Source organism: Streptomyces sp. R28 (genome assembly GCF_041052385.1).
Classification (GTDB): Bacteria; Actinomycetota; Actinomycetes; order Streptomycetales; family Streptomycetaceae; genus Streptomyces.
The window spans coordinates 7489442-7512897 of record NZ_CP163439.1 but is presented as its reverse complement, the minus strand read 5'-3'; the positions used below and the strand labels follow the sequence as shown (position 1 = coordinate 7512897).

At 69.4% G+C, this 23456-nt stretch carries 27 protein-coding genes, 1 pseudogene and 1 riboswitch; of the genes and pseudogenes, 3 read left to right on the top strand and 25 right to left on the bottom strand.

Features of this window, described 5'->3' with window-relative positions:
* Positions 1-3: 3 nt before the first annotated feature.
* Positions 4-109: riboswitch (TPP riboswitch) on the bottom strand.
* A 24-nt stretch (positions 110-133) separates the two neighbouring features.
* Positions 134-1240: a 23S rRNA (adenine(2503)-C(2))-methyltransferase RlmN gene (rlmN, locus tag AB5J49_RS33860; protein WP_369172654.1), complete on the bottom strand. Its 1107-nt coding sequence runs from the start codon at positions 1238-1240 to the stop codon at positions 134-136.
* Between the two features lie 121 nt (positions 1241-1361).
* Here rlmN and AB5J49_RS33855 point away from each other — a divergent pair, with 121 nt between their 5' ends.
* Together AB5J49_RS33855 and AB5J49_RS33850 are read left to right on the top strand one after the other, a co-directional pair.
* On the top strand, positions 1362-1583 hold the full coding sequence (locus AB5J49_RS33855; protein ID WP_369172653.1) for a hypothetical protein: 222 nt from the start codon (positions 1362-1364) through the stop codon (positions 1581-1583).
* 144 nt (positions 1584-1727) lie between these two features.
* The gene (locus AB5J49_RS33850) at positions 1728-2060 is read left to right on the top strand and encodes a hypothetical protein (protein ID WP_369172652.1); all 333 of its coding nucleotides are present in this window, start codon (positions 1728-1730) and stop codon (positions 2058-2060) included.
* Positions 2061-2086: 26 nt separating this feature from the next.
* Here the strand turns inward: AB5J49_RS33850 and AB5J49_RS33845 are convergent, their stop codons facing one another.
* The 6 genes from AB5J49_RS33845 to rpsB all read right to left on the bottom strand — a co-directional run bounded on the left by AB5J49_RS33845 (position 2087) and on the right by rpsB (position 7519).
* Positions 2087-2536 (bottom strand): SRPBCC family protein, encoded by a 450-nt coding sequence (locus tag AB5J49_RS33845; protein ID WP_369172651.1) that lies wholly within the window; start codon positions 2534-2536, stop codon positions 2087-2089.
* 206 nt (positions 2537-2742) lie between these two features.
* Positions 2743-3900: a phosphatidate cytidylyltransferase gene (locus tag AB5J49_RS33840; protein ID WP_369172650.1), complete on the bottom strand. Its 1158-nt coding sequence runs from the start codon at positions 3898-3900 to the stop codon at positions 2743-2745.
* Positions 3900-4457 carry a ribosome recycling factor gene (frr, locus tag AB5J49_RS33835; protein WP_030943211.1) on the bottom strand — a complete coding sequence of 186 codons (558 nt, stop codon included), beginning with the start codon at positions 4455-4457 and terminating at the stop codon, positions 3900-3902. The genes AB5J49_RS33840 and frr overlap by 1 nt, the downstream gene beginning before the upstream one ends.
* 169 nt (positions 4458-4626) lie before the next feature.
* On the bottom strand, positions 4627-5385 hold the full coding sequence (pyrH, locus tag AB5J49_RS33830) for a UMP kinase (RefSeq protein WP_369172649.1): 759 nt from the start codon (positions 5383-5385) through the stop codon (positions 4627-4629).
* A gap of 196 nt (positions 5386-5581) precedes the next feature.
* Entirely contained in the window at positions 5582-6418 is an 837-nt protein-coding gene (gene tsf, locus AB5J49_RS33825) for a translation elongation factor Ts (protein WP_369172648.1), read from the bottom strand.
* Between the two features lie 177 nt (positions 6419-6595).
* Positions 6596-7519: a 30S ribosomal protein S2 gene (gene rpsB / locus AB5J49_RS33820; protein ID WP_369172647.1), complete on the bottom strand. Its 924-nt coding sequence runs from the start codon at positions 7517-7519 to the stop codon at positions 6596-6598.
* A 320-nt stretch (positions 7520-7839) separates the two neighbouring features.
* Here rpsB and AB5J49_RS33815 point away from each other — a divergent pair, with 320 nt between their 5' ends.
* Positions 7840-8403: a murein hydrolase activator EnvC gene (locus tag AB5J49_RS33815; protein ID WP_369172646.1), complete on the top strand. Its 564-nt coding sequence runs from the start codon at positions 7840-7842 to the stop codon at positions 8401-8403.
* Positions 8404-8644: 241 nt separating this feature from the next.
* Here the strand turns inward: AB5J49_RS33815 and AB5J49_RS33810 are convergent, their stop codons facing one another.
* From AB5J49_RS33810 to AB5J49_RS33725, 18 genes and pseudogenes are all read right to left on the bottom strand, one after another.
* The gene (locus AB5J49_RS33810) at positions 8645-9202 is read right to left on the bottom strand and encodes a TetR/AcrR family transcriptional regulator (protein WP_369175351.1); all 558 of its coding nucleotides are present in this window, start codon (positions 9200-9202) and stop codon (positions 8645-8647) included.
* 95 nt (positions 9203-9297) lie between these two features.
* Complete coding sequence (gene whiG / locus AB5J49_RS33805) at positions 9298-10140, bottom strand: RNA polymerase sigma factor WhiG (RefSeq protein ID WP_369172645.1); 843 nt, start codon at positions 10138-10140, stop codon at positions 9298-9300.
* Positions 10141-10445: 305 nt separating this feature from the next.
* Positions 10446-11606, bottom strand: coding sequence for a DNA-processing protein DprA (dprA, locus tag AB5J49_RS33800; protein ID WP_369172644.1), 1161 nt, complete (start codon positions 11604-11606; stop codon positions 10446-10448).
* A complete protein-coding gene (locus AB5J49_RS33795) occupies positions 11603-13228 on the bottom strand; it encodes a YifB family Mg chelatase-like AAA ATPase (protein WP_369172643.1) in 1626 nt (541 codons plus the stop codon). Before AB5J49_RS33795 ends, dprA begins: the two co-directional genes overlap by 4 nt.
* Position 13229: 1 nt before the next feature.
* Complete coding sequence (locus tag AB5J49_RS33790) at positions 13230-13592, bottom strand: YraN family protein (RefSeq protein ID WP_369172642.1); 363 nt, start codon at positions 13590-13592, stop codon at positions 13230-13232.
* Positions 13593-13719: 127 nt separating this feature from the next.
* Positions 13720-14028 (bottom strand): DUF2469 domain-containing protein, encoded by a 309-nt coding sequence (locus AB5J49_RS33785; protein ID WP_003965949.1) that lies wholly within the window; start codon positions 14026-14028, stop codon positions 13720-13722.
* Between the two features lie 56 nt (positions 14029-14084).
* On the bottom strand, positions 14085-14561 hold the full coding sequence (locus tag AB5J49_RS33780) for an NUDIX hydrolase (RefSeq protein ID WP_369175350.1): 477 nt from the start codon (positions 14559-14561) through the stop codon (positions 14085-14087).
* Positions 14562-14682: 121 nt separating this feature from the next.
* Entirely contained in the window at positions 14683-15459 is a 777-nt protein-coding gene (gene lepB / locus AB5J49_RS33775) for a signal peptidase I (RefSeq protein WP_369172641.1), read from the bottom strand.
* A 144-nt stretch (positions 15460-15603) separates the two neighbouring features.
* Positions 15604-16572: a signal peptidase I gene (gene lepB, locus AB5J49_RS33770; protein ID WP_369172640.1), complete on the bottom strand. Its 969-nt coding sequence runs from the start codon at positions 16570-16572 to the stop codon at positions 15604-15606.
* Entirely contained in the window at positions 16460-17551 is a 1092-nt protein-coding gene (lepB, locus tag AB5J49_RS33765) for a signal peptidase I (RefSeq protein ID WP_369172639.1), read from the bottom strand. Before lepB (AB5J49_RS33765) ends, lepB (AB5J49_RS33770) begins: the two co-directional genes overlap by 113 nt.
* Positions 17544-18260 carry a signal peptidase I gene (gene lepB / locus AB5J49_RS33760; protein WP_369172638.1) on the bottom strand — a complete coding sequence of 239 codons (717 nt, stop codon included), beginning with the start codon at positions 18258-18260 and terminating at the stop codon, positions 17544-17546. Before lepB (AB5J49_RS33760) ends, lepB (AB5J49_RS33765) begins: the two co-directional genes overlap by 8 nt.
* Positions 18261-18320: 60 nt before the next feature.
* Positions 18321-18671 carry a 50S ribosomal protein L19 gene (rplS, locus tag AB5J49_RS33755; protein WP_369172637.1) on the bottom strand — a complete coding sequence of 117 codons (351 nt, stop codon included), beginning with the start codon at positions 18669-18671 and terminating at the stop codon, positions 18321-18323.
* Positions 18672-18805: 134 nt separating this feature from the next.
* Positions 18806-19639, bottom strand: a complete 834-nt coding sequence (trmD, locus tag AB5J49_RS33750; protein ID WP_369172636.1) for a tRNA (guanosine(37)-N1)-methyltransferase TrmD — start codon at positions 19637-19639, stop codon at positions 18806-18808.
* Positions 19636-20181 carry a ribosome maturation factor RimM gene (gene rimM, locus AB5J49_RS33745; RefSeq protein WP_369172635.1) on the bottom strand — a complete coding sequence of 182 codons (546 nt, stop codon included), beginning with the start codon at positions 20179-20181 and terminating at the stop codon, positions 19636-19638. Before rimM ends, trmD begins: the two co-directional genes overlap by 4 nt.
* 85 nt (positions 20182-20266) lie before the next feature.
* Complete coding sequence (locus AB5J49_RS33740) at positions 20267-20506, bottom strand: RNA-binding protein (RefSeq protein WP_005479813.1); 240 nt, start codon at positions 20504-20506, stop codon at positions 20267-20269.
* A 2-nt stretch (positions 20507-20508) separates the two neighbouring features.
* Complete coding sequence (gene rpsP, locus AB5J49_RS33735) at positions 20509-20928, bottom strand: 30S ribosomal protein S16 (RefSeq protein WP_369172634.1); 420 nt, start codon at positions 20926-20928, stop codon at positions 20509-20511.
* Between the two features lie 352 nt (positions 20929-21280).
* Positions 21281-21877: a hypothetical protein gene (locus tag AB5J49_RS33730; RefSeq protein WP_062709177.1), complete on the bottom strand. Its 597-nt coding sequence runs from the start codon at positions 21875-21877 to the stop codon at positions 21281-21283.
* 264 nt (positions 21878-22141) lie between these two features.
* A pseudogene (locus tag AB5J49_RS33725) lies at positions 22142-23352 on the bottom strand (His/Gly/Thr/Pro-type tRNA ligase C-terminal domain-containing protein); the annotation flags it as partial.
* Between the last annotated feature and the right edge of the window lie 104 nt (positions 23353-23456).

The window sequence follows — 23456 nt, the reverse complement described above, 5'->3', positions numbered from 1 at the left end:
CAGCTCGAGTGATGACCGATCTCCCTACCCAGAATGACCTGGGCCAGGTTCGGAGGGTCTGCGGCCGGTGCCGCACTCTCAGCGCTGTGGCGCTCCCCTGTCGGAATATGAAGATGTACTTACGGCGGTCAGACTACCGCTCTGTCGCCGCGAGCTGCCCACACGCCCCGTCGATCTCCTGACCACGGGTGTCCCGAATGGTCACCGGCACACCATGGGCGGCGATGGCTTCGACGAACGCCTTCTCGTCCTCGGGCCGCGAAGCGGTCCACTTCGAGCCAGGCGTCGGGTTGAGCGGAATCAGGTTCACATGCACCGGCTTGCCCTTGAGCAGCCGCCCGAGCCGGTCACCACGCCAGGCCTGGTCGTTGATGTCCCGGATGAGGGCGTACTCGATGGACAGCCGACGGCCCGACTTCTGGACGTACTCGAACCCGGCGTCGAGCACCTCGCGCACCTTCCACCGCGTGTTCACGGGGACGAGGGTGTCGCGCAGCTCGTCGTCGGGCGCGTGCAGCGAGATGGCCAGCCGGCACTTGAAGCCCTCGTCGGCGAACCGGTGGATGGCCGGGACGAGCCCGACCGTCGAGACGGTGATCCCACGCTGGGACAGCCCCATCCCGTCGGGCTCGGGGTCGGTGAGCCGCCGGATGGCCCCCACGACCCGGTTGTAGTTGGCGAGCGGCTCCCCCATCCCCATGAAGACGATGTTGGAAAGCCGAGCAGGCCCCCCAGGCACTTCCCCATCGCGCAGCGCCCGCATCCCGTCCACGATCTGATGCACGATCTCGGCGGTGGACAGATTCCGGTCCAGCCCCGCCTGCCCGGTCGCACAGAACGGGCAGTTCATCCCGCACCCCGCCTGCGAGCTGATGCACATGGTCACCCGGTCCGGGTACCGCATCAGCACCGACTCGACGAGCGTCCCGTCGAACAGCCGCCACAGCGTCTTGCGCGTGTCGCCCTGGTCGGTCGACAGATGCCGTACGACGGTCATCAGCTCGGGAAACAGCTCCTCCCGCAGCTTGGCGCGCGACCCGGCAGGGATGTCGGTCCACTGCTCCGGGTCATGCGCGTACCGCGCGAAGTAGTGCTGCGAGAGCTGCTTGGCACGAAACGGCTTCTCGCCGATCGCAGCGACGGCGTCCTTGCGCTCACCGGGCGTGAGATCGGCAAGATGCCGCGGCGGCTTCTTGGCTCCGCGCGGGGCGACGAAAGTGAGTTCTCCGGGTGCAGGCATAACCCTTCCAGTGTGGCAGATCAACTCCGGCTCCCCAGGCCAGAGTGGGGCCAGAGCGGGGTGGGGGCCGTCACCCCTGCCCTGGAGGTGGGATGATCTCTCCGGAGGAGTGCGAGTGGACATGACCGAACTGATGGAGTGGCTGGCCGAGCGCGGAGTCACGACCGTCATCAAGGTCGACGGTGACCGCATGGCTGAGCGCAGGGCGGCATGGATGGTCATCGTCAGCGGTGGGCAGCTCGGCGAGGACTCGTTCTTCCGCACTGACCTGGCCACGGCGGACGCATGCCTTGACTCGCTCCTCGCTCACCTGGAGGGCAAGGGCCTGTCGCCGTTCGAGTGATCAGCATGTCCCGTGTGGCCGTTGCCCCGGATCCACTGGTGTAGCCCGCTCCACCACGGACCCGGGTGATCACTCCCTCGTGCCGGTCGGTCGTACGACGGGATGGTTGGCGGCAACCGCAGCCCACCCGGAAGGAACCGTCCCATGGCCGCCGATCGCCCACGCCGTACCGCCGCCCTCGCCTCCGCCCTGGCCGCGGTCGCACTCACCGCCGGTCTTGTCACCGGCTGCGACCCCGCCGACAAGTCACTGGGGGACTGTCTTCAGCAGGCCGACGTGATCGCCGACAGCCTCAAAGGCGAGCGACTCGACGAGATCGACGTCACGACGGACGACGACAAGGTCGGCCACGCGGTCGACGACCTGAACCAGGCGATCGAGGACTACAACAAGGCCGTCCTGAACGGCGACACCGACCCGGACTCGAGCAGGATCGACGCCGCGGCCGAGGAGCTGCGGGACGTCTGTATGTCGTAAGGCCCCGTGGGAGGGGCCGGGACGGACTAGTCGGCCGTGCGCTCCAGCCGGTCCTTGAGCAGTTGCTCGTCGCGCGGCAGTTCCTTGCGGACCTGCGGGCGGACGACGAGGGGCACCAGGAACTTGCCGAAGCCGTGCCCTTCGAAGTCGAGCTCGATCGTCACGCGGGAGCGCCGCCCGTCGTCGAGCGGCTCGATCTCCCCGTGAGCCCGTGGCCTGACGGGACCCTCGACCCCGTGCAGTTCCCAGCTGTGCGGTGGGTCGAGTTCGGTGAACTCCACGGTCATCGGCATCTCTCGGCTGCCGATGCGACGAGTGACTCGAACCCGCGAGCCGGGGTGGACGGGCCCCTCGTCGAGCTGCTCCGCGGAGACAGCGCTCAGCTGCCATTCCGGCAGGTGGGACGGGTCGGTGACATACGCGTAGACCTCGTCCGGCGTGCAGTCGACGTCTATGACTTCTCGGATGGCGGTCATGTTGACCCCCTTTGAAGTGCCTTGGCGGTACCTTCAGGTGCCTTGGCGGTACCTTCAGGTGCCTTGGAGGGCGTACACGGGAATCGTCCCACCAGACGAGCCGGGACACCATCGCGCAGAAAACCAAGCAGAAGACGAAGGAGCCCCCGCTCGCCACGAGCGGGGGCTCCCACGTGCTTACGACCGTCAGCGGTGCTCAGGACCGGTCAGCCCGACCCCACGAAGAGCACCAGCAGCAACCACACCACCGGCGCCGTGGGCAGCAACGAGTCCAGCCGGTCCATGATGCCGCCGTGCCCCGGCAGCAGGGTGCCCATGTCCTTGATGCCCAGGTCCCGCTTGATCATCGACTCGCCGAGGTCGCCGAGCGTGGCGCTGGCCGCGACCGCGAGGCCCAGGAGCAGGCCCTGCCACCAGGCGCCGTCGTCGATCAGGAACTCCATGCACAGCGCGCCCGCCACCATCGCGAAGCTCACGGCACCGAGCAGGCCCTCGCGGGTCTTGCCGGGGCTGATGCGCGGGGCGAGCTTGTGCTTGCCGAAGCGCCAGCCGACGGCGTACGCGCCGGTGTCGCTGACGACCGTCAGGAGCAGAAACGTCAGAACGCGGAACGCCCCGTCCTCGGCGGTCAGCATCATCGCGACGAACGTCGCCAGGAACGGCACGTAGAACGCCGCGAAGACGCCCGCGGTGACGTCCTTGAGGTAGCCCTCCGGTGGCTCCGTCATCCGCCAGACCAGTACGGCCAGCGCGGTCAGCGCCATCGACACCCAGGCACCCTCGGCGCCCCGGACGTACCCGGCGACGACCATGGCCGCTCCGCCGAGCGCGAGCGGGACCAGCGGGGCCTTGATGCCCTTGCGCTCGTCGAGCCGCTTGGTCAGCTCCCACAGGCCGACGACGACGGCGACCGCGACAACGCCGACGAACACGGCCTTGACGACGAACAGCGACGCGATGATCACCACACCGAGCCCGATACCGACCCCTATGGCCGCGCCCAAATCGCGCCCCGCGCTCTTCTTCTGCGGCTGGGGCGCCGGATGCGGGGCGTCGGGCATGGGCTCCGGATTCTGCGGCGCCGCCTCGGAGGGCCGCGCCTGCGGCGTGTCGTAAGGCCGTGTCTGGGGCGGCCGGTCGCTGAACAAGGGGCCGCTCAGCCGAGCGGCCCCCCGGTCGTCATCCTGGTCTCCGCCATACGCGGGTACGTCGGGCACGATGGGCATGGGGCGAGTCTGCTGCGCCTCAGGCGCATCGTACGCGGGACCCGCCGGGGCAGCCCCCTGGACAGGTCCACGCTCGGCGGCCCCCCAGTACCCGGCTTGCCCGGCTTGTGGCGGTGCCCCCCAGGAAGAGTCGTTCATCAGACCTCGAGCAGCTCCGCTTCCTTGTGCTTCAGGAGCTCGTCCACCTGGGCCACGTACTTGTGGGTGGAGTCGTCGAGTTCCTTCTCCGCACGGCGGCCCTCGTCCTCGCCGACCTCGCCGTCCTTGATCAGCTTGTCGATGGCGTCCTTCGCCTTGCGGCGCACGGAGCGGATGGACACGCGCGCGTCCTCGGCCTTGCCCTTGGCGACCTTGATGTAGTCGCGGCGGCGCTCCTCGGTGAGCTCGGGGAACACCACTCGGATGATGTTGCCGTCGTTGCTCGGGTTGACGCCGAGGTCGGAGTCACGGATCGCCTGCTCGATGTTGCGCAGGGCCGTCTTGTCGAACGGGGTCACTACCGCCATGCGCGGCTCCGGCACGGAGAACGAAGCCAGCTGGTTGATCGGCGTCGGCGCACCGTAGTAGTCGGCCACGATCTTGTTGAACATCGCCGGGTGCGCACGACCGGTGCGAATCGCGGCGAAGTCCTCCTTGGCGACCACGACGGCCTTCTCCATCTTCTCCTCGGCCTCGAGGAGGGTCTCTTCGATCACCACTTGCTCCTGCGTGTCTTGAGTAAAGGCCCGGCTGCGGTTCCTGCGTGGGGGCGGCGGCCGGCTGCGTCGCGTCTTCTTCCTGCACGGTTCCCGACCGGCAGGACATTGTCCATCCCCCGGTCAGGGTCCGTCCCGTCCGTCGCCCGGACGGGCTTGCTCTCGGGCGTCAGCCCTGGCTGCCCTGCTCACCCACAAGCGTGCCGATCTTCTCACCCTTGACGGCGCGCGCGATATTGCCCTCCGCCAGAAGCTCGAAGACGAGGATCGGGAGCTTGTTGTCGCGGCACAGCGTGACCGCCGTGGCGTCGGCGACCTTGAGGTCGCGGGTGATGACCTCGCCGTAGCCGAGGGAGTCGAACTTGACGGCGTCCGGGTTGGTCTTCGGGTCGGAGTCGTAGACCCCGTCCACCCCGTTCTTGCCCATGAGGAGCGCCTCGGCGTCGATCTCCAGAGCGCGCTGGGCGGCGGTGGTGTCGGTGGAGAAGTACGGCATGCCCATACCGGCGCCGAAGATGACCACGCGGCCCTTCTCCAGGTGCCGTACGGCGCGCAGCGGGATGTAGGGCTCGGCGACCTGGCCCATGGTGATGGCGGTCTGGACCCGGCTGTCGATGCCCTCCTTCTCCAGGAAGTCCTGGAGGGCGAGGCAGTTCATCACGGTGCCGAGCATGCCCATGTAGTCGGAGCGGGCCCGGTCCATGCCGCGCTGTTGCAGTTCGGCGCCGCGGAAGAAGTTGCCGCCGCCGATGACGACCGCGACCTCCGCGCCGTCGCGGACGACGGCGGCGATCTCGCGGGCGATCTTGTGCACCACGTCCGGGTCGACGCCGAGGCCGCCACCACCGGAGAAGGCTTCTCCGGACAGCTTCAGCAGAAACCGGCCGCGTACTTTGCCGTCGTCGCTCTTCTGGGCCTTGGTGGTCATCGAGATCCCGCCTTTGTTACGTGGTGCACATACGAAGAAGGCCATTGCCGGTGGGGGCGTGTTTCGCATCCCATGCGCGGCAATGGCCTCCTCGTCAGATCTGCTGTCGTCCGTCACGCGCGCGTGCGAGGTGACGGCGTCCGCGGACGACTTGCCCTCGACCCTATCGGGGTCGGGCGTCGATCGCGGTACGGACTCAGATGCCGACCTTGATGCGCGAGAAGCGCTTCAGGGTGACACCGGCCTCGTCCAGAACCTTCTGGACGGACTTCTTGTTGTCGAGCGCGTACGGCTGGCCGAGCAGCGTGGCGTCCTTGAAGAAGCCGTTGAGGCGACCCTCGACGATCTTCGGCAGGGCGGCCTCGGGCTTGCCCTCGGCGCGGGTGGTCTCCTCGGCGACGCGGCGCTCGGACTCGACGACCTCGGCCGGCACGTCCTCCTTGGAGAGGTACTTCGGCGCGAAGGCGGCGATGTGCTGGGCGACGCCCTTGGCGACCTCGGCGTTCGGCTTGTCCAGCTCGACGAGGACACCGATCTGCGGGGGCAGGTCGGGCATCGTGCGGTGCATGTACGCGAGCACGAAGCCGTCGCCGTACTGCGCGAAGCGGTCCAGGACGATCTTCTCGCCCAGGTTGGCGTTGGCCTCATCCACGAACGCCTGGACGGTCTTGCCGGCCTCGATCTCGGAGGCGAGCAGGGCCTCGAGGTCGGCCGGGGAGGTCTTGGCGACGTGCTCGGCGATCGCGGTGGCGACGGCCTGGAACTTGTCACCCTTGGCGACGAAGTCCGTCTCGCACTTCAGCTCGACGAGGACACCGGAGGAGTTGTCGTCAGCGATGATCGAGACCACGGCGCCGTTCTCGGCGGAGCGGCCCTCGCGCTTGGCGACGCCCTTCTGGCCCTTGATGCGGAGCGCCTCGACGGCCTTCTCGACGTTGCCCTCGGCCTCGTCCAGCGCCTTCTTGCAGTCCATCATGCCGGCGCCGGTGAGCTCACGGAGCTTCTTGACGTCAGCGGCGGTGTAGTTCGCCATGAGTCTGTGAATCTTTCTCGAAGTCTGGAAGATCGAAGATCTACGGGGTCTACGGCCCCCATGAAGACGGAAGCCGCTGACCTTTCGTCGACCTACGGGTGAACGGCGGGAGCGGACTTCACCGCGCCGGAGGCGCTGTTGGATTCAGTACCGCTCCCGCCGTCAACGCTGACGGTGTCAGGCCTGCTCGCCCTCGGCAGCCGGAGCCTCAGCGGCCGGAGCCTCGGCAGCCGGGGCCTCAGCGGCCGGAGCCTCGTCGGCGGGGGCCTCGGCGGCCGGAGCCTCAGCGGCAGGGGCCTCGGCGGCGGCCGGGGCCTCGTCGGCCTTCTTCTCACCCTCGAGCAGGTCGCGCTCCCACTCGGCGAGCGGCTCGCCCGCGGCCTTCTCGCCCTTGTCACCGGTGGCGACGCGCGAGCGGCTGATGAGGCCCTCGGCGACGGCGTCGGCGATCACGCGGGTGAGCAGGGTGACGGAGCGGATCGCGTCGTCGTTGCCCGGGATCTTGTAGTCGACCTCGTCGGGGTCGCAGTTGGTGTCGAGGATGGCGACGACCGGAATGTTGAGCTTCCGGGCCTCACCGACCGCGATGTGCTCCTTCTTGGTGTCCACGATCCAGACGGCGCTGGGAACCTTGGACATCTCGCGGATACCGCCGAGGGTCTTCTCCAGCTTGGCCTTCTCGCGCGAGAGCACGAGAAGCTCCTTCTTGGTCAGACCGGACGCGGCGACGTCCTCGAAGTCGATCTGCTCGAGCTCCTTGAGGCGCTGCAGACGCTTGTAGACGGTCGAGAAGTTGGTGAGCATGCCGCCCAGCCAGCGCTGGTTGACGAAGGGCATGCCGACGCGGGTGGCCTGCTCGGCGATGGCCTCCTGCGCCTGCTTCTTCGTGCCGACGAACATGACCGTGCCGCCGTGGGCGACGGTCTCCTTGACGAACTCGTAGGCGCGGTCGATGTACGACAGCGACTGGAGCAGGTCGATGATGTAGATGCCGTTGCGCTCCGTGAAGATGAAGCGCTTCATCTTCGGGTTCCAACGACGGGTCTGGTGACCGAAGTGGACGCCGCTTTCCAGCAGCTCCCGCATCGTGACGACGGCCATGGCCGCTCTCCTTGAATGTTCTCGGTTGTGCCGCGGATGCCGGACGGCTTCCGCGCCTGACGCCCACATGCGCCGTGCCACGAAGGACCGAGGGGCGCTGATACGGACCGTTTCCGGTGGTCGTATCGGGGCGTGCGAAGTCGACCCGGTGACCCGGATCGCCAGAAGAAGTGTACGGGACCCGGGAGGCCTCGGGTGACGCCTCTGTCCACAACCCGGGAGTTATCCACAGATCCCCGCCATGATCAGCTCGGATGCGCGACGGTTCCGGCATGCGAGAGATGCGATGCGCGAGGACGGCGAGGACATGTGGGCGGCTGGTGTTACTGCTGCTCCTGACGGCAATCGTCCTGCTGACACCGGCCCCACGACTGACCCTGACCGCCACGAGCGGGCCCGCCGCACCTGCCCCGGACCCGACCGTGCCAACGGTCGGCCGAGCCTGGCCCGTGGGGGTACACCCCCCGATCCTCCGCGGCTGGGAACCTCCGGCGACCCCGTACGGCCGCGGCCACCGGGGCGTGGACCTCGCCGCCCCGGCCGAGGCACCGGTACGGGCTGTGGCAGCGGGCCGGGTGTCCTTCGCGGGCCGGGTGGCGGGCAGGGGGGTGGTGTCGGTGGAGCTGACGGGGACGGGGGAACCGCCGCTGCGGGTGACGTACGAGCCGGTGCGGGCGGTGGTGCGGAAGGGCGACGAGGTGGCGGCGGGGGAGGTCGTGGCCACGGTGGAGGCGACCGGCTCGCACTGCACGGGGACGTGCGTGCACTGGGGCTTGCGGAGAGGCGAGACCTATCTGGACCCACTCACGCTGCTGCCACCGTGGCTGCTGCGCAGGGGGCCGTCGAGACTGCTGCCGGTGCTGGGCGTGCCGTTGCCAACCTGACTGGCAGGCGCCGTAGCACCCGACCGCGCAACCGGACACGGCGCTCAGACCTGCCCGTCCGGCCAAGCCGCGGGCAGCCGTGCCGTTGGGGCGGCTCCCGACCCAACGCAAGAAGGCACCCCGCCGGCGCCGGGTTGCGCGACACCCCGGCCTCATGCTCGGCCTCGGCCTCGACGCGGGGTGCCGATCGACACCGGGTGACGCAACCCACCCACGCCCAGCCCACAGCCCTCAGCCGAGGTCAGCCTCGGACGCCCCGCAGCGCCATGGCGACCGCCGCATCCGTGATCGCCGCAGGCTCCTCCGCCGCCCCCAACTCGATCCGCCGCACAGCCGCATCCACGACGCCCTGCAACAGCATCGCCGCCAGCCGAGGCTCCCCGTGCCCCATCTCCGCCAGCGCCTCGACGATCATCGCGACCAGCCCACCATGCGCCGCCCGGATCTTCTCCCGAGCCCCCGCATCCAGCTCGCTCGCGGAGATCGCCACAACGGCCCGATGCCGCCGGTCCCCGACCAGTGCGAGCTGCTGCCGCACATACGCCTCGACCTTGCCCTCGGCCGTCGACTCCCGCTCCATGGCCGCCGAGACCTCCGCGGCCCACACGGGAAAGTCGGCCTCGCACAGCTCCTCGACCACGGCGGCCCGCGACCGGAAGTACTCGTAGACGGACGACCGCGCGAGCCCCGTCCGCTCGGCGAGGGCAGGGAAGGTCAGTGCCTCCGTCCCGCCCTCGGACAACAGGGAACGAGCCGCGTCCAGCAGGGCGGCTCGCTGCATCGACCGGTGCTCGGCCACGGAGGCCGCTCGAATCCTTGGCACGTCAACCACTCTACGGACGCACCACCCCCGACGGGAGTGTCTCCGCAGAACCCCACCCTCATCGCGCCAGGTCAACGCCCGAAGGCAGCCAGTTTCGCCCGCAGCTGCAGCACGGACTTGGTGTGGATCTGGCTCACCCGGCTCTCGGTCACCCCCAGCACGTTCCCGATCTCGGCGAGCGTGAGCCCCTCGTAGTAGTACAGCGTCACCACGGTCTTCTCCCGCTCGGGCAGCGTGTTGATCGCCCGCGCCAGAAACCGCCGCAGCTCCCGGTCCTCGGCCACCTCCACCGGATTGTCGGCGGCGGTGTCCTCCAGCGTGTCCATGACGCTCAGCCCGTCGCCGCCCTCACCGCCGCCGTGCAGCAACTCCTCCAGCGCCACCACATTGGCCAGCGACAACTGGCTGAAGACCGCGTGGAGCTCGTCCACCGCGATCCCCATCTCGACGGCCACCTCCGCCTCCGTCGGCGTCCGCCGCAGCCGCGCCTCCAGCGTCGCGTAAGCCCGCTCCACGTTGCGCGCCTTCTGCCGCACCGACCGCGGAATCCAGTCCAGCGCCCTGAGCTCGTCGATCATCGCGCCGCGGATCCGGGTGATCGCGTACGTCTCGAACTTGATCTCCCGGTCGATGTCGAACTTCTCGATCGCGTCGATCAGTCCGAAGACCCCCGACGACACGAAGTCCGCCTGCTCCACATTGGGCGGCAGGCCGACGCTCACCCGGCCCGCCACGTACTTGACGAGCGGCGAATAGTGCAGGATCAGCTGCTCGCGCAACCGCTCGTCCCCCGTCGCCTTGTACGACCGCCACAGCTCGTCGAGCGTCGAGGGAGCGGGCGGTCGCACGCTGCCACCGTCGCGGGCGGCTGGGGGGATCGCCGCCCGGTCGGACCCGGAGGTGTGCTGGGGCATTCGTTGCCTTGTGCCGTTCTGCCGTGAAGTGGGGGTGCTTTGGGGGAGCTGTCGGTCTGTGATCGCGCTGGTGCCGTTCTGAGGACCTTCCGGTGTCGAGGTGCCGGTCTGCGCCGGAATCCCCGTGAGCGTAGCGTGACTACAGCATCGCGGTGCGCGAAGGGCGGAGCGCAAGCCGTACGCAGATACGTTCCGCTGGACGCCCCGCCAGGTCATATCGATCGCTCTACGTGATCACCCGAACACCCCAACTGGGGGAATTCACAAGGGCATCCGTGTTCCCCCGTACGGCCGAACACGCTCGGTCAACATCGACTCCGACCGGCGCGAACAGAGATCATCGCCTGGCGTGTCAACTTCCAGCTGTCGCCGTGTCGTTCGACGTAACCAAGTGAGCGGAGTTCGTACAGTCTCGCGATCGCGTCGTCCTCGCTGGTCTGCGCGCCGCGTGCGACCTCGTCCGCCCGTGCCGCGTGACGGCCCGGCAGCGCGGCCAGGACTCTGCGCGCCCTCGGCTCCAGCAGATCGCGCGGCAGGACGGGCCCACGCCGCTCGGGCGCCAGCTCTCCCATGTCGCCCACGAGTTCGACCACCTCGGCGGCATCGCTGACGAGCACGGCATCACCGCGCAGAAGCTCGTGCACGCCGGCGGACAGCCCACTGGTGGCCGGGCCGGGAACGCCCATCGTGTGACGTCCCAACCGCTGTGCCGCCCGGGCGGTGACCAGCGATCCGCTGCGATGGGCCGCCTCCACGACCACCGTGCCCCGGGTCAGCGCCGCGATCACCCGGTTCCGCACGATGAACCTGCTGGGCGTCGGATGCTCCCCCGGTGGCAGCTCCCCGATGACGAGCCCCTGTTCCGCGATCCTGTTGATCAGCTGGGTGTGCCCGCGCGGATAGGCCCGGTCGACGCCGCAGGCGAGCACGGCGACGGTGGCCCCGCCGGCGCCGAGGGCACCCCGGTGAGCGGCGCCGTCGACCCCGTAGGCGCCGCCGGACACGACCACCCACCCCCGCTCGGCGAGCCCGCCGGCGAGGGTCGCCGCCATGTGCGCCCCGTACTCGGTACATGCCCGCGCCCCGACGACGGCGACGGACCGCAACGCCCACATCCGCAGACTGGCCGGCCCCCGCACCCACAGCCCGACGGGCCGCGCGTCCCCGAGATCATCAAGCTGCCCCGGCCACTCGACGTCACCCGGACGCAGGAACCGCACCCCTGCCTCCCGGGCGACGGCAAGATCCCGCCCGGGCTCGGCCCGCGCCGCCCGAGCCCGTAACCCGTCCCACCGCTTGTAACTCACCCCCGGCAAGGGCTCCACCCCCTCCCGCAACCGCCGCACCACTTCCCCGACCCCGTACTCCCGCACCCATCGCCCGGCCACCTCGTCACCGGGCTCGACGACCCGACCGAGGAACACGCGGCCGAGCAGTTCGTCGTCCGACTCCTCACTTCCGTTCATGTCAGCGCCCCGATGGCCATGGGCACGCCGCGCGGCACACCGGTGCGCAGTTGCAGGGCCAGGGCGACGTCCGTCGCGTCCGGCCGGTCGTGACCGACGAGGTCGGCGACGGTCCAGGCGACGCGCAGGACGCGGTCGAGCCCGCGGGCTGTCAGTACGCCGCGCTCCAGGTTCCGTTCCGCCTCGTCCATGGCGCCGGTCGAGGCGTACCAACGGCTGCGCAGCTCACGTCCGGGGACCTCGCTGTTCGTCCGCCACGGCGTACCGGCGAGCCGGGCCCACGCCCGCTCCCGAGCTGCCCGCACCCGGTCCGCGACCGTCGCGGTGGACTCTCCCCGGGCCCCGCGCTCGGTCAGCTGGGCGCGCGTGACACGGTCCACCTCGACCCGCAGGTCGACCCGGTCGAGCAGCGGCCCGGACAACCGTGCCTGATAGCGGCGGATCGCCGAGGGCGGGCACTCGCACAGGTCGCCCGTCTGGGAGAAACGGCCACAGGGGCAGGGATTGGCCGCCAGCACCATCAGGAACTTCGCCGGGAAGCGCACCACGCCCGCGCTGCGCGCGATGACGACATGCCCGGCTTCCAGGGGCTGCCGCAGGGCGTCGAGGGCCTGACTGCTGAACTCCGGCGTCTCGTCCAGAAAGAGGACACCCCGGTGGGACAGGGACACCGCGCCGGGCCGCGCGATGCCCTGGCCACCGCCGACGAGCGCCTGCATCGTCGCCGAGTGGTGCGGGGCGCAGTAGGGAGCCACGTCGATCATGGGCCTGCCCGGAGGCAGCAGTCCCGCCACCGAGTGGACCGCCGTGACCTCCAGCGACTCCTCCCTGCCGAGCCGGGGCAGGATGGCCGGCAGCCGCTCCGCGAGCATCGTCTTGCCGGCACCCGGCGGACCCTCCAGGAACAGGTGATGCCCGCCTGCCGCGGCGACCTCCACGGCCGTACGCGCCGACATCTGGCCCACCACATCGGCCAGGTCGTGCCCATGGTCGGGCGCGGCGGCTCCCATGCTGTGGATGCCCGTGGCCGCACCCGTCCCGGGCACCCGCAGACCCGCGAGCAGCGGATCCGGCCGGCCCAGGTCATCGGGTTCCTCATCGGGTACCGGTTCGTCCGCGAGGACGGCGATCAGCTGGCGCAGGCTGCGCACTCCCAGTACGGACACACCCGGCACCAGCGAGGCCTCGGCCGCGGCGCACTCCGGGACGACCACCTGCTCGTACCCGGCGTCGGCCGCGGCCAGCACGGCGGGCAGGATGCCCCGGACGGGACGTACCCGTCCGTCCAGGCCGAGCTCTCCGATCATCACGATGTCCGCGAGAACCCGCGGGTCGATCCGCTCGGCGGCGCCGAGGACGGCGCATGCGACGGCCAGATCAAAACCGCTGCCCGCCTTGGGCACCGATGCCGGGCTGAGCCCGACGGTGAGCTTCTTCTGCGGCCACTCGCCGCCCGAGTTCACGACGGCCGCCCGAACCCGGTCCCGGCTCTCCGACAGGCTCTTGTCCGGCAGCCCCACCAAGGTGAACGCCGCCACCCCCGGCTCCAGGTCCGCCTGAACCTCGACCACGACCCCCTCGACGCCCACCAGGGCCACCGAGCACGTACGCGCGAACCCCATGTCAGGCCACCCCCCGCACGTGCTCGACCACGGGCGCGCCGCGGTCGGGCAGGATGATGCCGACCAGGTCGATACGGACGCCTCCGGGTGGAGCCCCTCCGTGAGCGTGGATCCAGCGTTCGGCGAGGCCTCGCAGGCGCTGTGCCTTCTCGGGCGTGACCGCGGCCATCGGATGCTCGTAGCCGCTGGTCCTGCGGGTCTTCACCTCACAGACGACCACCGCGTCGCCGTCCCTGGCGACAATGTCGATCTCTCCGGACCTGCCACAGCGCCAGTTGCGCTCCAGGACCGTCATCCCGGCCTCGACCAGCCGCCGCGCGGCCAGTTCCTCGCCGTACCTGCCGAGTGCACTGCGTGCGTTCATGTCGGCACCACCTCCGGCGCCAACGATGAAGGCAGCTCAGCGAGCTATTGGATCTTGGTGGACAAGTCCGCGACTGTGGATAACTTCCTCACCCCTGCGAGTGAAAGTCACCGAGCGTCACCGCGCATCACCCGCCCGGAAGTTCCAGATCGCTCTTGTTCAGCTCCTCGATGTTCACGTCCTTGAACGTCAACACCCGGACCTGCTTCACGAACCGCGCCGGCCGGTACATGTCCCACACCCAGGCATCCGCCATGGACACCTCGAAGAACACCTCACCCTGGACGGAGTGCACCTGCATCTCGTAGTCGTTGGTCAGGTAGAAGCGCCGCTCGGTCTCGATCACGTACTTGAACAGACCGACGACGTCGCGGTACTCCCGATAGAGCTTGAGCTCCATCTCGGTCTCGTACTTCTCGAGGTCCTCGGCGCTCATGGCATGTTCCCCTTCAGCCGTGCGATCCCACCATTGTGCGCCAGTCCCGTCAGCACCTAGACAATTTCGGGGTCAAGGGTCACGGGCCCGGCGGAGGGACCTTCGTCGAGCAGTGTGCGCAGCAGTTCGGCGAGTCTGGTCGGATACACCGTCTCATGTGCCTGGGCAAGTTCCCGACACGTCCACCAGCGCGCTCCGGCGACGCTGCGCCGCTCCAGCTCAGTGAGCCCCATGGGCCGGGTCACCGTCTGTGTCGTACGGGCCAGGTAGTACCACTCGTCCTGGTCCCAGCGGCGTCCCGCGAACGGGAAGGAGCACATCCGCCGCCACAGCACGGGACCGAGTTCGACCTCCGTGATGCCGGTCTCCTCGGCGAGTTCCCGCACCGCGGCTTCCGCACGGCTCTCGTCGCCCTCGACGCCGCCGCCCGGGGTGAACCACCAGTCGTCGGCCGGATTCTCCGGCTCGTGGCCGTGCAGCAGCAGAATGCGGTCCTGCGGGTCGAGCAACACGACCCGGGCGACCTTGCGCAACCCGCCATCGTACGAGTCGTCGTACGAGACCCCGTGCGTGCTCTCTCCCGGCCCCTCAGCGCCGTACGACCCGATACCCGGGCCTGTCTCGCAGTACGACCCGTTCTCCACGCCCGGCGCCTCAGCGGGCACCCGCGGGCTCCGTCCTGGGCCTGGCGCGCTTGGCCGACCTGCTCGCGATCGGCCCGTACGCCCCGCCGCCCAGGACCAGCACACCACCCACGACGATCAGCGCGACGACCGTCCGCAGCGGCCCCGGCGACGACAGCGCGCCGAGTCCCTCGAAGCCGGCGGGGCGCTCCAGCATGCCGTTCATGGGCCATACGACGGCGTCCACCCGGGCCGACACGGCGCTGCGCGCGACGGTGCCGCGGGCGGCGTCCGTCAGGTGGGCGGTGGAGTCCAGGGAGCCGCTGCGCTCGTCACCGAGCAGGAAGAGCCTGCCCTTCGACACCGTCACGGCAGGGAAGTCCTGGAGCTCGGCCAGGCTGTCCTTGGCCAGATACGGCTCGTCGATCTGCTTGCCGTTGACGGTCAGCTTGCCGTCGGTGCAGCAGGCGACCGTGTCCCCGCCGACGGCGACCACACGCTTGACGACGGGCGCGTTGGACACCCATGTCTTGTCGGTGAAGACGACGACGTCACCACGGCGAACCTCACCACCGTCGACGCGCTGGGCCAGCACCCGGTCGCCCGCGTCGATCGTCGGCGCCATCGAACTGGTGGGCACGGTGTACGGCCGGTAGAGGACCGCTCCCCAGGCGAACCCGCCGAGGAACAGCAACAGGCCCAGCGCCACGGCCAGCCCGGACAACCGCTGTCCGGTCCGGCTGCCCGCCGGGCCCCTGCTCGCGCCACTCTCGCGCGGCGCCGTACGTGTCGTGCTCTCGCCACCCATGGGTCCGCACCCTACCCGGCGGTACCGACAGCGGGCAGCCCCTCCTGAGCACCCGAGGTCACAGGCTCGGCAAAGCTTTCCCAAGCTCGCCGCCCCAGGGAGGGGATCAGCGGGAGGGGCGGCAACAGGACGGGCGTCGAGCAGTCAGCGCGGCTCGGCCGCCTTGATCCGCTGCCGACGCCACAGCACCAGCGGTACCGCACCGGCCAGGGCGAGTCCCTGCGGTGCGACCGTCAGAACGGCGGACCGGGCGTCCAGGTTCTGCTCGAAGGTGGCCGGCACCGGCAGGTTGTCCCAGCGGTTGATCGGCCAGGCGATCACGATGGCGCGGCCGACGACCTCGTCGACGGGGACCATGCCGTGGTTCTTGTCGGACTGGTTGTAGCGCGAGTCGCGGGAGTTCTGCCGGTGGTCGCCCATGACCCAGATGGAGCCCTTGGGGACCTTCACCTTGAACTGGCCGCCCTGGTCGTCCTGGCTGCAGGGGGTGTTGCCCGGGTAGACGTACGGCTCGTTCAGCGCCTTGCCGTTGACCTTCAGCGGGCCGGTGCGGTTGCACTCGACCGTGTCGCCGCCGACGCCGACGACGCGCTTGATGAGGTCCTTCTCCTCCGCGGACGGCATCAGGCCGATCCAGCTGAGGAAGGTCTGCAGCGCGTTGGGGTCGGGGGTGGGCTCACCCGCCAGCCAGCTGTCGGGGTCGTGGAAGACGACGACCTCGCCGCGCTCGGGCTCGGAGCCGAACCAGGGTGTGAGCTTGTCGACCAGGACGCGGTCACCCTGTTGAAGGGTGTTCTGCATCGAGTCGGAGGGGATCGAGAACGCCTGCACCAGGAACGTCTTGATCAGCAGTGCGAGGACGAGCGCGATGCCGATCAGGATGGGCAGCTCCTTCCAGAAGGAGCGCTGCTTCTTCGGCGTGGGGGAAGCCCCGCCCGACCCCTGTTCGTCGGTCGGGGGCTGCCCGCCCGACCCTTCGCCGTCGCCGGCTGCTCCGGGGTCATTCCCGGAGGTCACAGCGCCGTCCGCGGCCGGGTCGGCTGCTCCCACGGAGTGTCCGCGGTGCTCCTCGCCGTCGTGCCCGGATCGTGCGCCAACCGCCACATCCCCCACGCCAACTCCTTACTCTGTGCCGCTGCCTGCCCCATGCGCGGCGCAGGCCCACCACTCCCATAACGAGCGGGAGTTCCGCAGGGGTCGGGAGTTGGATCGTTCCGTTCGGATCGTCGGAAGCAACCCTATGCGACGGCTGGACAGACGCGGTCGACCCGGTCACCGAGTCGGACACGGAAGCGTAGGTATTCGGTTCCTCCAAGGAGGTCCAGTGACCGAGGGGCCAGGCGATGACCATGGCCCGCCCCACCACCTCGCCCTCGGAGACCGTGCCGCCGTAGTCCTGGTCCTGGTGCGAGCGGGAGTCCGCCGAGTTGGCCCGGTGGTCACCCATCACCCACAGCCGGCCCTGCGGGACGGTGATGTCGAACTGCGCGTTGGAGGGGGCGTTGCCGGGGTAGAGATAGTCCTCGGTCAGGGGAACGCCGTTGACGGTGACCCGCCCTTGCGTGTCACAGCACTTGACCCGGTCGCCGCCGACGCCGACGACCCGCTTGATGAGGTCCTTCTCGTCGTCGGACGGCAGCAGGCCGATGAAGGTGAGCGCCTCCTTGACCTGCTTGATGACGACGGGATCCTCCTTCTTCACCGTCGTCTGCTCGTCCTGGAGCCAGCCGCCGGGGTCCTTGAAGACGACGACGTCCCCGCGCTGCGGCTTGGAGCCGAACCAGGGCGTGAGCTTGTCGACCAGAACGCGGTCGCCGATCTGGATCGTCTGCTCCATGGAGCCGGACGGGATCACGAAGGCCTGGACGAGGAAGGTCTTCAGGACGAGCGCTATGAGGACCGCGACGCCGACGAGGAGGGGTATCTCCTTCATCGCGGAGCGCCTGCGACGGCGCTTGACCTTGCGCTGGAGCTTGCGCCGCTCCGCGCGCGTACGACCACCGGCGGGGCTGGCGGCGCGCCGGGCACCGGTGGGCAGCAGGTTTTCGGCGGCGCTGCTGGGCACGCCACGCGGCTTGCCACGGTTACCCATGCGCACCGTCCGCTGCGGGCACGCGCGCGTAGGCGTCCGGACGGTGCAGGCGGGTCCAGTGCGCACTCGGCCACACGATCCAGTCGGCACGGCCGATGACGTCGCCGAGCGGGACCATGCCGCCGCCGGGCGAGCCCAGGTGGTCGCGGGAGTCGCTGGAATCGCTGCGATGGTCGCCGAGGACGAAGAGCGTGCCGTCGGGCACGACGACGTCGAACGGCACCGTGGACGGGCTGTCGCCGGGGTACAGGAAAGTCGACTCGTCGACCGACCGGCCGTTCACCTGGATCCGCCCCTCCTTGTCGCAGCAGACCACGTGGTCTCCCCCCACACCCACAACGCGTTTGATGTAGTCGCCATCCCCGAAATACCCAGTTCCGTCGAACACGACAACATCGCCGCGCCGCGGCTCGGCACCGAAACGGTACGCCAACTTATTTACGAGAACGCGGTCGCCGATCCTCAATCCGGACTCCATGGATCCGCTGGGAATCTCGAAGGGCCGCAGCACGAACGTGTTGAGCAGCAGCAGAAACACCAGGAAGACCAGCAGGGTCAGGCTGATTCGCCCACCCGGGAGCCACTGGGTGATCCGCGACACCAACGCGAAGCGCGACCGTCCCTCCTGACCCTCTGTGTCCGAGATCTCCTCGGAATCAGAAGGGCGGGAGGAGCGGTCGCGCTCCGTCGGCTGTGTTTCGGTGTCCATCGGGGCCAGATGTTATCCGGCCCCGCTTTGAACCCCGTGGGGGCGAGCCCCCTGAAGCGCTCAGTTCTCGCGCTTCTCCTTGATCTTCGCCGCCTTGCCGCGCAGGTCGCGCAGGTAGTACAGCTTGGCGCGACGCACGTCACCGCGAGTGACGAGCTCGATCTTCTCGACGATCGGGGTGTGCACCGGGAAGGTGCGCTCGACGCCAACGGAGAAGGAGACCTTGCGGACCGTGAAGGTCTCGCGCACGCCGGCGCCCTGGCGGCGGATCACAACGCCCTTGAACTGCTGCACACGGGAGCGGTTGCCCTCGATGACGCGGACGTGGACGTTGACGGTGTCGCCCGGGCGGAAGGCCGGGACGTCGCTGCGCAGCGACGCGGCGTCGACGGTGTCGAGCAGGTGAGCCATTTCGTCTGCTTTCTTCGCCCATGCCACAGGTCATAGACGGGAGCTAGGTGTTTCGTGAGGATGCTGTCCGTGTCGGGGCGGGCGTCGTGTCCCCCTGTGGCAGGGGCGCACGCCGGATGACGCACAACAGCGACTTATTCTTCCACGCCCTCTGTCCTGCGCCAAAATCGGCCGAACCGTTCCCCCTCCGGGTCGGGCATCCAGCCCAGGATGGAGAGCATCTCGCGGTCCTTCTTGTCGAAGGCCTTGGGGTCGCAGCGCTCGATGAGGTCGGGCCGGTTGGCCGTCGTACGCCTGAGTGCCTCGTCACGGCGCCAGCGGGCGATCTTGCCGTGATGGCCGCTGAGCAGCACCTCGGGGATGTCCCGGCCGCGCCACTCGGGCGGCTTGGTGTAGACGGGGCCTTCGAGGAGGTTGGCCATCGCGCCGGGCGCGAAGGAGTCGTCCTGGTGGGACTCCGCGTTCCCCAGGACCCCGGGCAGCAGGCGGGCCACGGCCTCCGTGATGACCAGTACGGCCGCCTCGCCGCCGGCGAGGACGTAGTCGCCGATGGACACCTCGTGGACGGGCATACGGGTCGCGTACTCGTCGATGACGCGGCGGTCGATGCCCTCGTAGCGAGCCGGCGTGAAGATCAGCCAGGGCCGCTCGGAGAGTTCCACGGCGAGTTCCTGGGTGAAGGGACGGCCGCTGGGGGTGGGGACGATCAGGGTGGGCGCGCCGGAGCCCGTCTCGTAGCCGTCCGCCAGGACCGAGTCCAGCGCGTCGCCCCAGGGGTCGGTCTTCATGACCATGCCGGGGCCGCCGCCGTACGGGGTGTCGTCGACCGTGTTGTGGCGGTCGTACGTCCAGGTACGGAGGTCGTGCACATGGACGTTGAGCTGCCCACGCGCGCGTGCCTTGCCGACGAGGGAGACGTTCAGGGGGTCCAGGTACTCGGGGAAGATCGTGACGACGTCGAGCCTCATGCGCTGTCGTCCCTGGCGGAGTCGATCTCCGCCTTGTCGTCGATCAGGCCCGGAGGTGGCGTGATGACGGCCTTCTGCTCCTCCAGGTCGATCTCGGCGACGATCTCCTCGACGAACGGGATCATGACCTCGCTGCCGTCGGGGCGCTCCACGATGAAGAGGTCCTGGGAGGGCAGGTGCGAGATCTCGGTGATACGGCCGACTTCCACGCCATCAGCAGTGACCACGTCAAGGTCGATCAGCTGGTGGTCGTAGTACTCGTCCTCCTCCTCGGGCAGCTCCTCCGGGTCCACCTCGGCGATCAGAAGGGTGTTGCGCAGCGCCTCGGCGGCGTTGCGGTCCTTGACCCCTTCGAAGCGCAGCAGCAGCCGGCCGCTGTGCACCTTGCCGGTCTCGATGGTGAGCGGGCCTGCCGAGGCGGGATCGGTGAGGAGTACCGCGCCGGGCGCGAGCCGCAGTTCCGGCTCGTCGGTGCGGACCTCCACGGTGACCTCGCCCTTGATGCCGTGAGCGCGGCCGATCCGGGCGACTACGAGCTGCACTTTTCGAAGATCTCCTGTCGTAACGACTACGGGCCGGGGACGGCCCAGTGGCCCTCCCCGGCCCGAGCCGGTGCTGCGTTCGGCGTCAGCGGACGTGGTCGACGTCGACGAGGTCGACGCGTACACCGCGGCCGCCGATGGCACCCACGACGGTGCGCAGAGCGCGTGCGGTGCGGCCGTTGCGGCCGATCACCTTGCCGAGGTCGTCGGGGTGGACCCGGACCTCCAGCACACGCCCGCGACGCAGGTCGCGCGAGGCGACCTGCACATCGTCAGGGTTGTCGACGATGCCCTTCACGAGGTGCTCGAGAGCCTCCTCGAGCATGCTCAGGCCTCGGCCGACTCGGACTCGGCGGCAGCCTCGTCCTTCTTCTCCGCCTTCTTCTTCTGGGTGATCGCCTCACCCTTGCCCTGGTCGTCGCCACCGAGGGCCTCGAACGACGGGCGCGCCTTCTTCGGCTCGGCCACGAGCAGCGGAGCCGGGGCGGGCTCGCCCTTGAACTTCTGCCAGTCGCCGGTCTTCTTCAGGATGGCGAGCACGGGCTCGGTCGGCTGCGCGCCGACACCCAGCCAGTACGCGACACGGTCCGCGTCGACCTCGATGACCGACGGGTTGTACGTCGGGTGGTACTTGCCGATCTCCTCGATCGCACGGCCGTCACGACGGGTGCGGGAGTCGGCGATGACGATGCGGTAGTGAGGCGAACGGATCTTGCCCAGACGCTTCAGCTTGATCTTGACTGCCACGGGAGTGGGTTCTCCTGGATTTGACGTGGTTGGGCACGGCGAGATGGCCGCGTGGGGTTGCGGTACCCGAGTGCCCGATGGACGCGTCAGCCGGAGGAGAGAGGGGTCCTATGCGACTGTCGAGTACAGCTAGCTATTGTGCCACACCCTGCGGGTCGCTTCCGGCCGAGGGGGGCGGTGTGGTCGGGCATACCTGAGAGGCACCCCGCGCAGTGGTGCCGTTGAGGTCGGCCGCGCAACCCGGCGGTGCCGGGGTGCCGCCGAACCAGAGCGGCACCCCGGCGCCGCGCGTACCGAGGCGCCATGCGTTCCGACCGGCAGCCACGAGATGCCGGTACCGGACGCCCCGCGGTTACGCCGCGCCCACGACCTCCGGGATCCGGAACGGCTTCCCGCAGCCGCCGCAGACGATCGGCGCCTGCGCCAGCACCGACGGGACGACCCGGACGTTGCGGCCGCAGTCGCAGACCGCCTTGACGCGGACGCCGCCTCCGGAGGAACCGTGGCGGGCCGCCGGGCCACGGAAGGTCCGGCTGGTGTCGGCGGAGGTCGCCGCGGTGTGGGCCTTCAGGGCGCGCTGAAGGCGTTCGATGGTCGGGCGGTAGCGGCGCTTGGCCTCGGGGTTGAGCGTGACCAGGGAGAAGCCGCTGCTCGGGTGCGGCTCCTCGGGGTGGTCCAGGCCCAGCTCCTCGGCGATGGAGAGGAATCTGCGGTTGTGGTATCGGCCGGCCCGGGAGGTGTCGCGGACGCCGCGCGCGGCGGCGATGCCATGGACTGCCTCGTGAAGCAGTCGCTCGAAGGAGAGCTCGTGACCGCACGCGGACGACGACTCCCCGATCAGGGACTCTGGCGCGGCGAGATCCGGCAACTCGGGGTGGTACCGCTGAATATCGGCCCACGCCTGTGCCAGCTCCGCGGCGAGAACAGGTGGTGTCTGTGTCGTGCTCACGTAATGACAACGAGCCGGAGTGCCGCTGTGTTCCGATTCCGGGCCATCCCAAATAATTTGCACGTACCCGTCAGTTGCGAATGATGCGCCCTGACGAGGGCGGGTGCGCCGATCTGCGGAGAAGCCTCGCAGCTCATACCCAACCGGTGCGTAGCCTGACGTACGCGCCGGCGCGTACGCCCCGTCCACGCTCCGGTGCGGCTGTGGTTTGCGGATGCGCAAGAGGCGATTCGGCCGCTCTCGTTCCCCACAGGCGTCATATAAGTAAGCGCGCGCCACGACGGCGACGTTACCGGGAGCGTCGTCGGGGTCCGGCACCGACCCGTCCTCGGCGAGCAGACACCGTACGGTCACCGCGTGCTCGGCCAGCTTGGCCTCGCCTTCTTCGCCGAGCGTCGCCCACGGGATGCGCGCCCAGCCGCCGGCGGTGGCCGCCTCGACGGCCTCCTCCATCGTCGACACCTCGGACGTGCGGGACTCACGGCGCTCGCGGGACTGCCGCAGCAGCAGCGCCTGGTCCTCTTCGAGGATCGCGGGGAGCTGCGCCGCCAGAGCGTCCTGGGCTACCGGTTCCTTGCCACCGGGGATACGGCGGGCCAGCATCGCCGTGCCGTTCTCCAGGTCACGGGGGCCGACCTCGATGCGGACCGGCACGCCCTTGAGCTCCCAGTCGACAGCGCGGCGGCCGAAGGGGATGTCCGTGCGGTCGTCGACCTGGACGCGGATGCCCGCCGCGCTCAGCTGATCGCCGATTTCGCGGACCCTGGCCAGAACCGGCTCGTCCCCCTTGATCGCCAGCACGACCACCTGGACCGGCGCGAGCCGCGGCGGCACCCGCAGATCGTGGTCGTCGCCGTGCGCCATGATCAGGCCGCCGACCATGCGGGTGGAGGATCCCCAGGAGGTCTGCCAGACGTGCTCCTGATGCCCGTCCTTGGAGAGGTACCGGGTGTGGAATGCCTTGGCGAAGTTCTGGCCGAGCTCATGGCTGGTGCCCATCTGGAGGGCCTTGCCGTCGCCCATCATCCCTTCGAGGGTCAGGGTGTTGACGGCACCGGCGAAGCCGCGGCACAGTCCCGGGCGTCCTCGTAGGTGGCATGTGCGGTGTGGCCCTCCTGCCAGAGGAATTCCGTCGTCCGGAGGAACACGCGCGGGCGCATCTCCCAACGCACCACGTTCGCCCACTGGTTGATCAGCAGCGGCAGGTCGCGGTAGCTCTGCACCCACTTCGAGAAGTACTCGTTGATGAGCGACTGCGGGATGAACAGCGGGAAGTAGGCGTTGGAGGCTCCGGCGCGCTTGATGCGGGCGTCCATCTCGGCCCGCATCCGCTCCCACAGCCCGTACCCGTACGGCCGGATGACCATCGTGCCGCGCACCGGGCCGTTGTCTGCCAGCTCGGCCTTGTTGATCAGGTCCTGGTACCAGCGCGGGAAGTCCTCCGCCCGCGGCGTGAGAACGGGTGCCTTCGCCATGGCGAGATCGCACGGGCCCACGTTGCCGGAATGTGAATTCTCGCCACGGACGCAGGGAAGCCACAAGCAGGGCCCCGCGACCCCTGGACGCGGCGTCGGGCGCG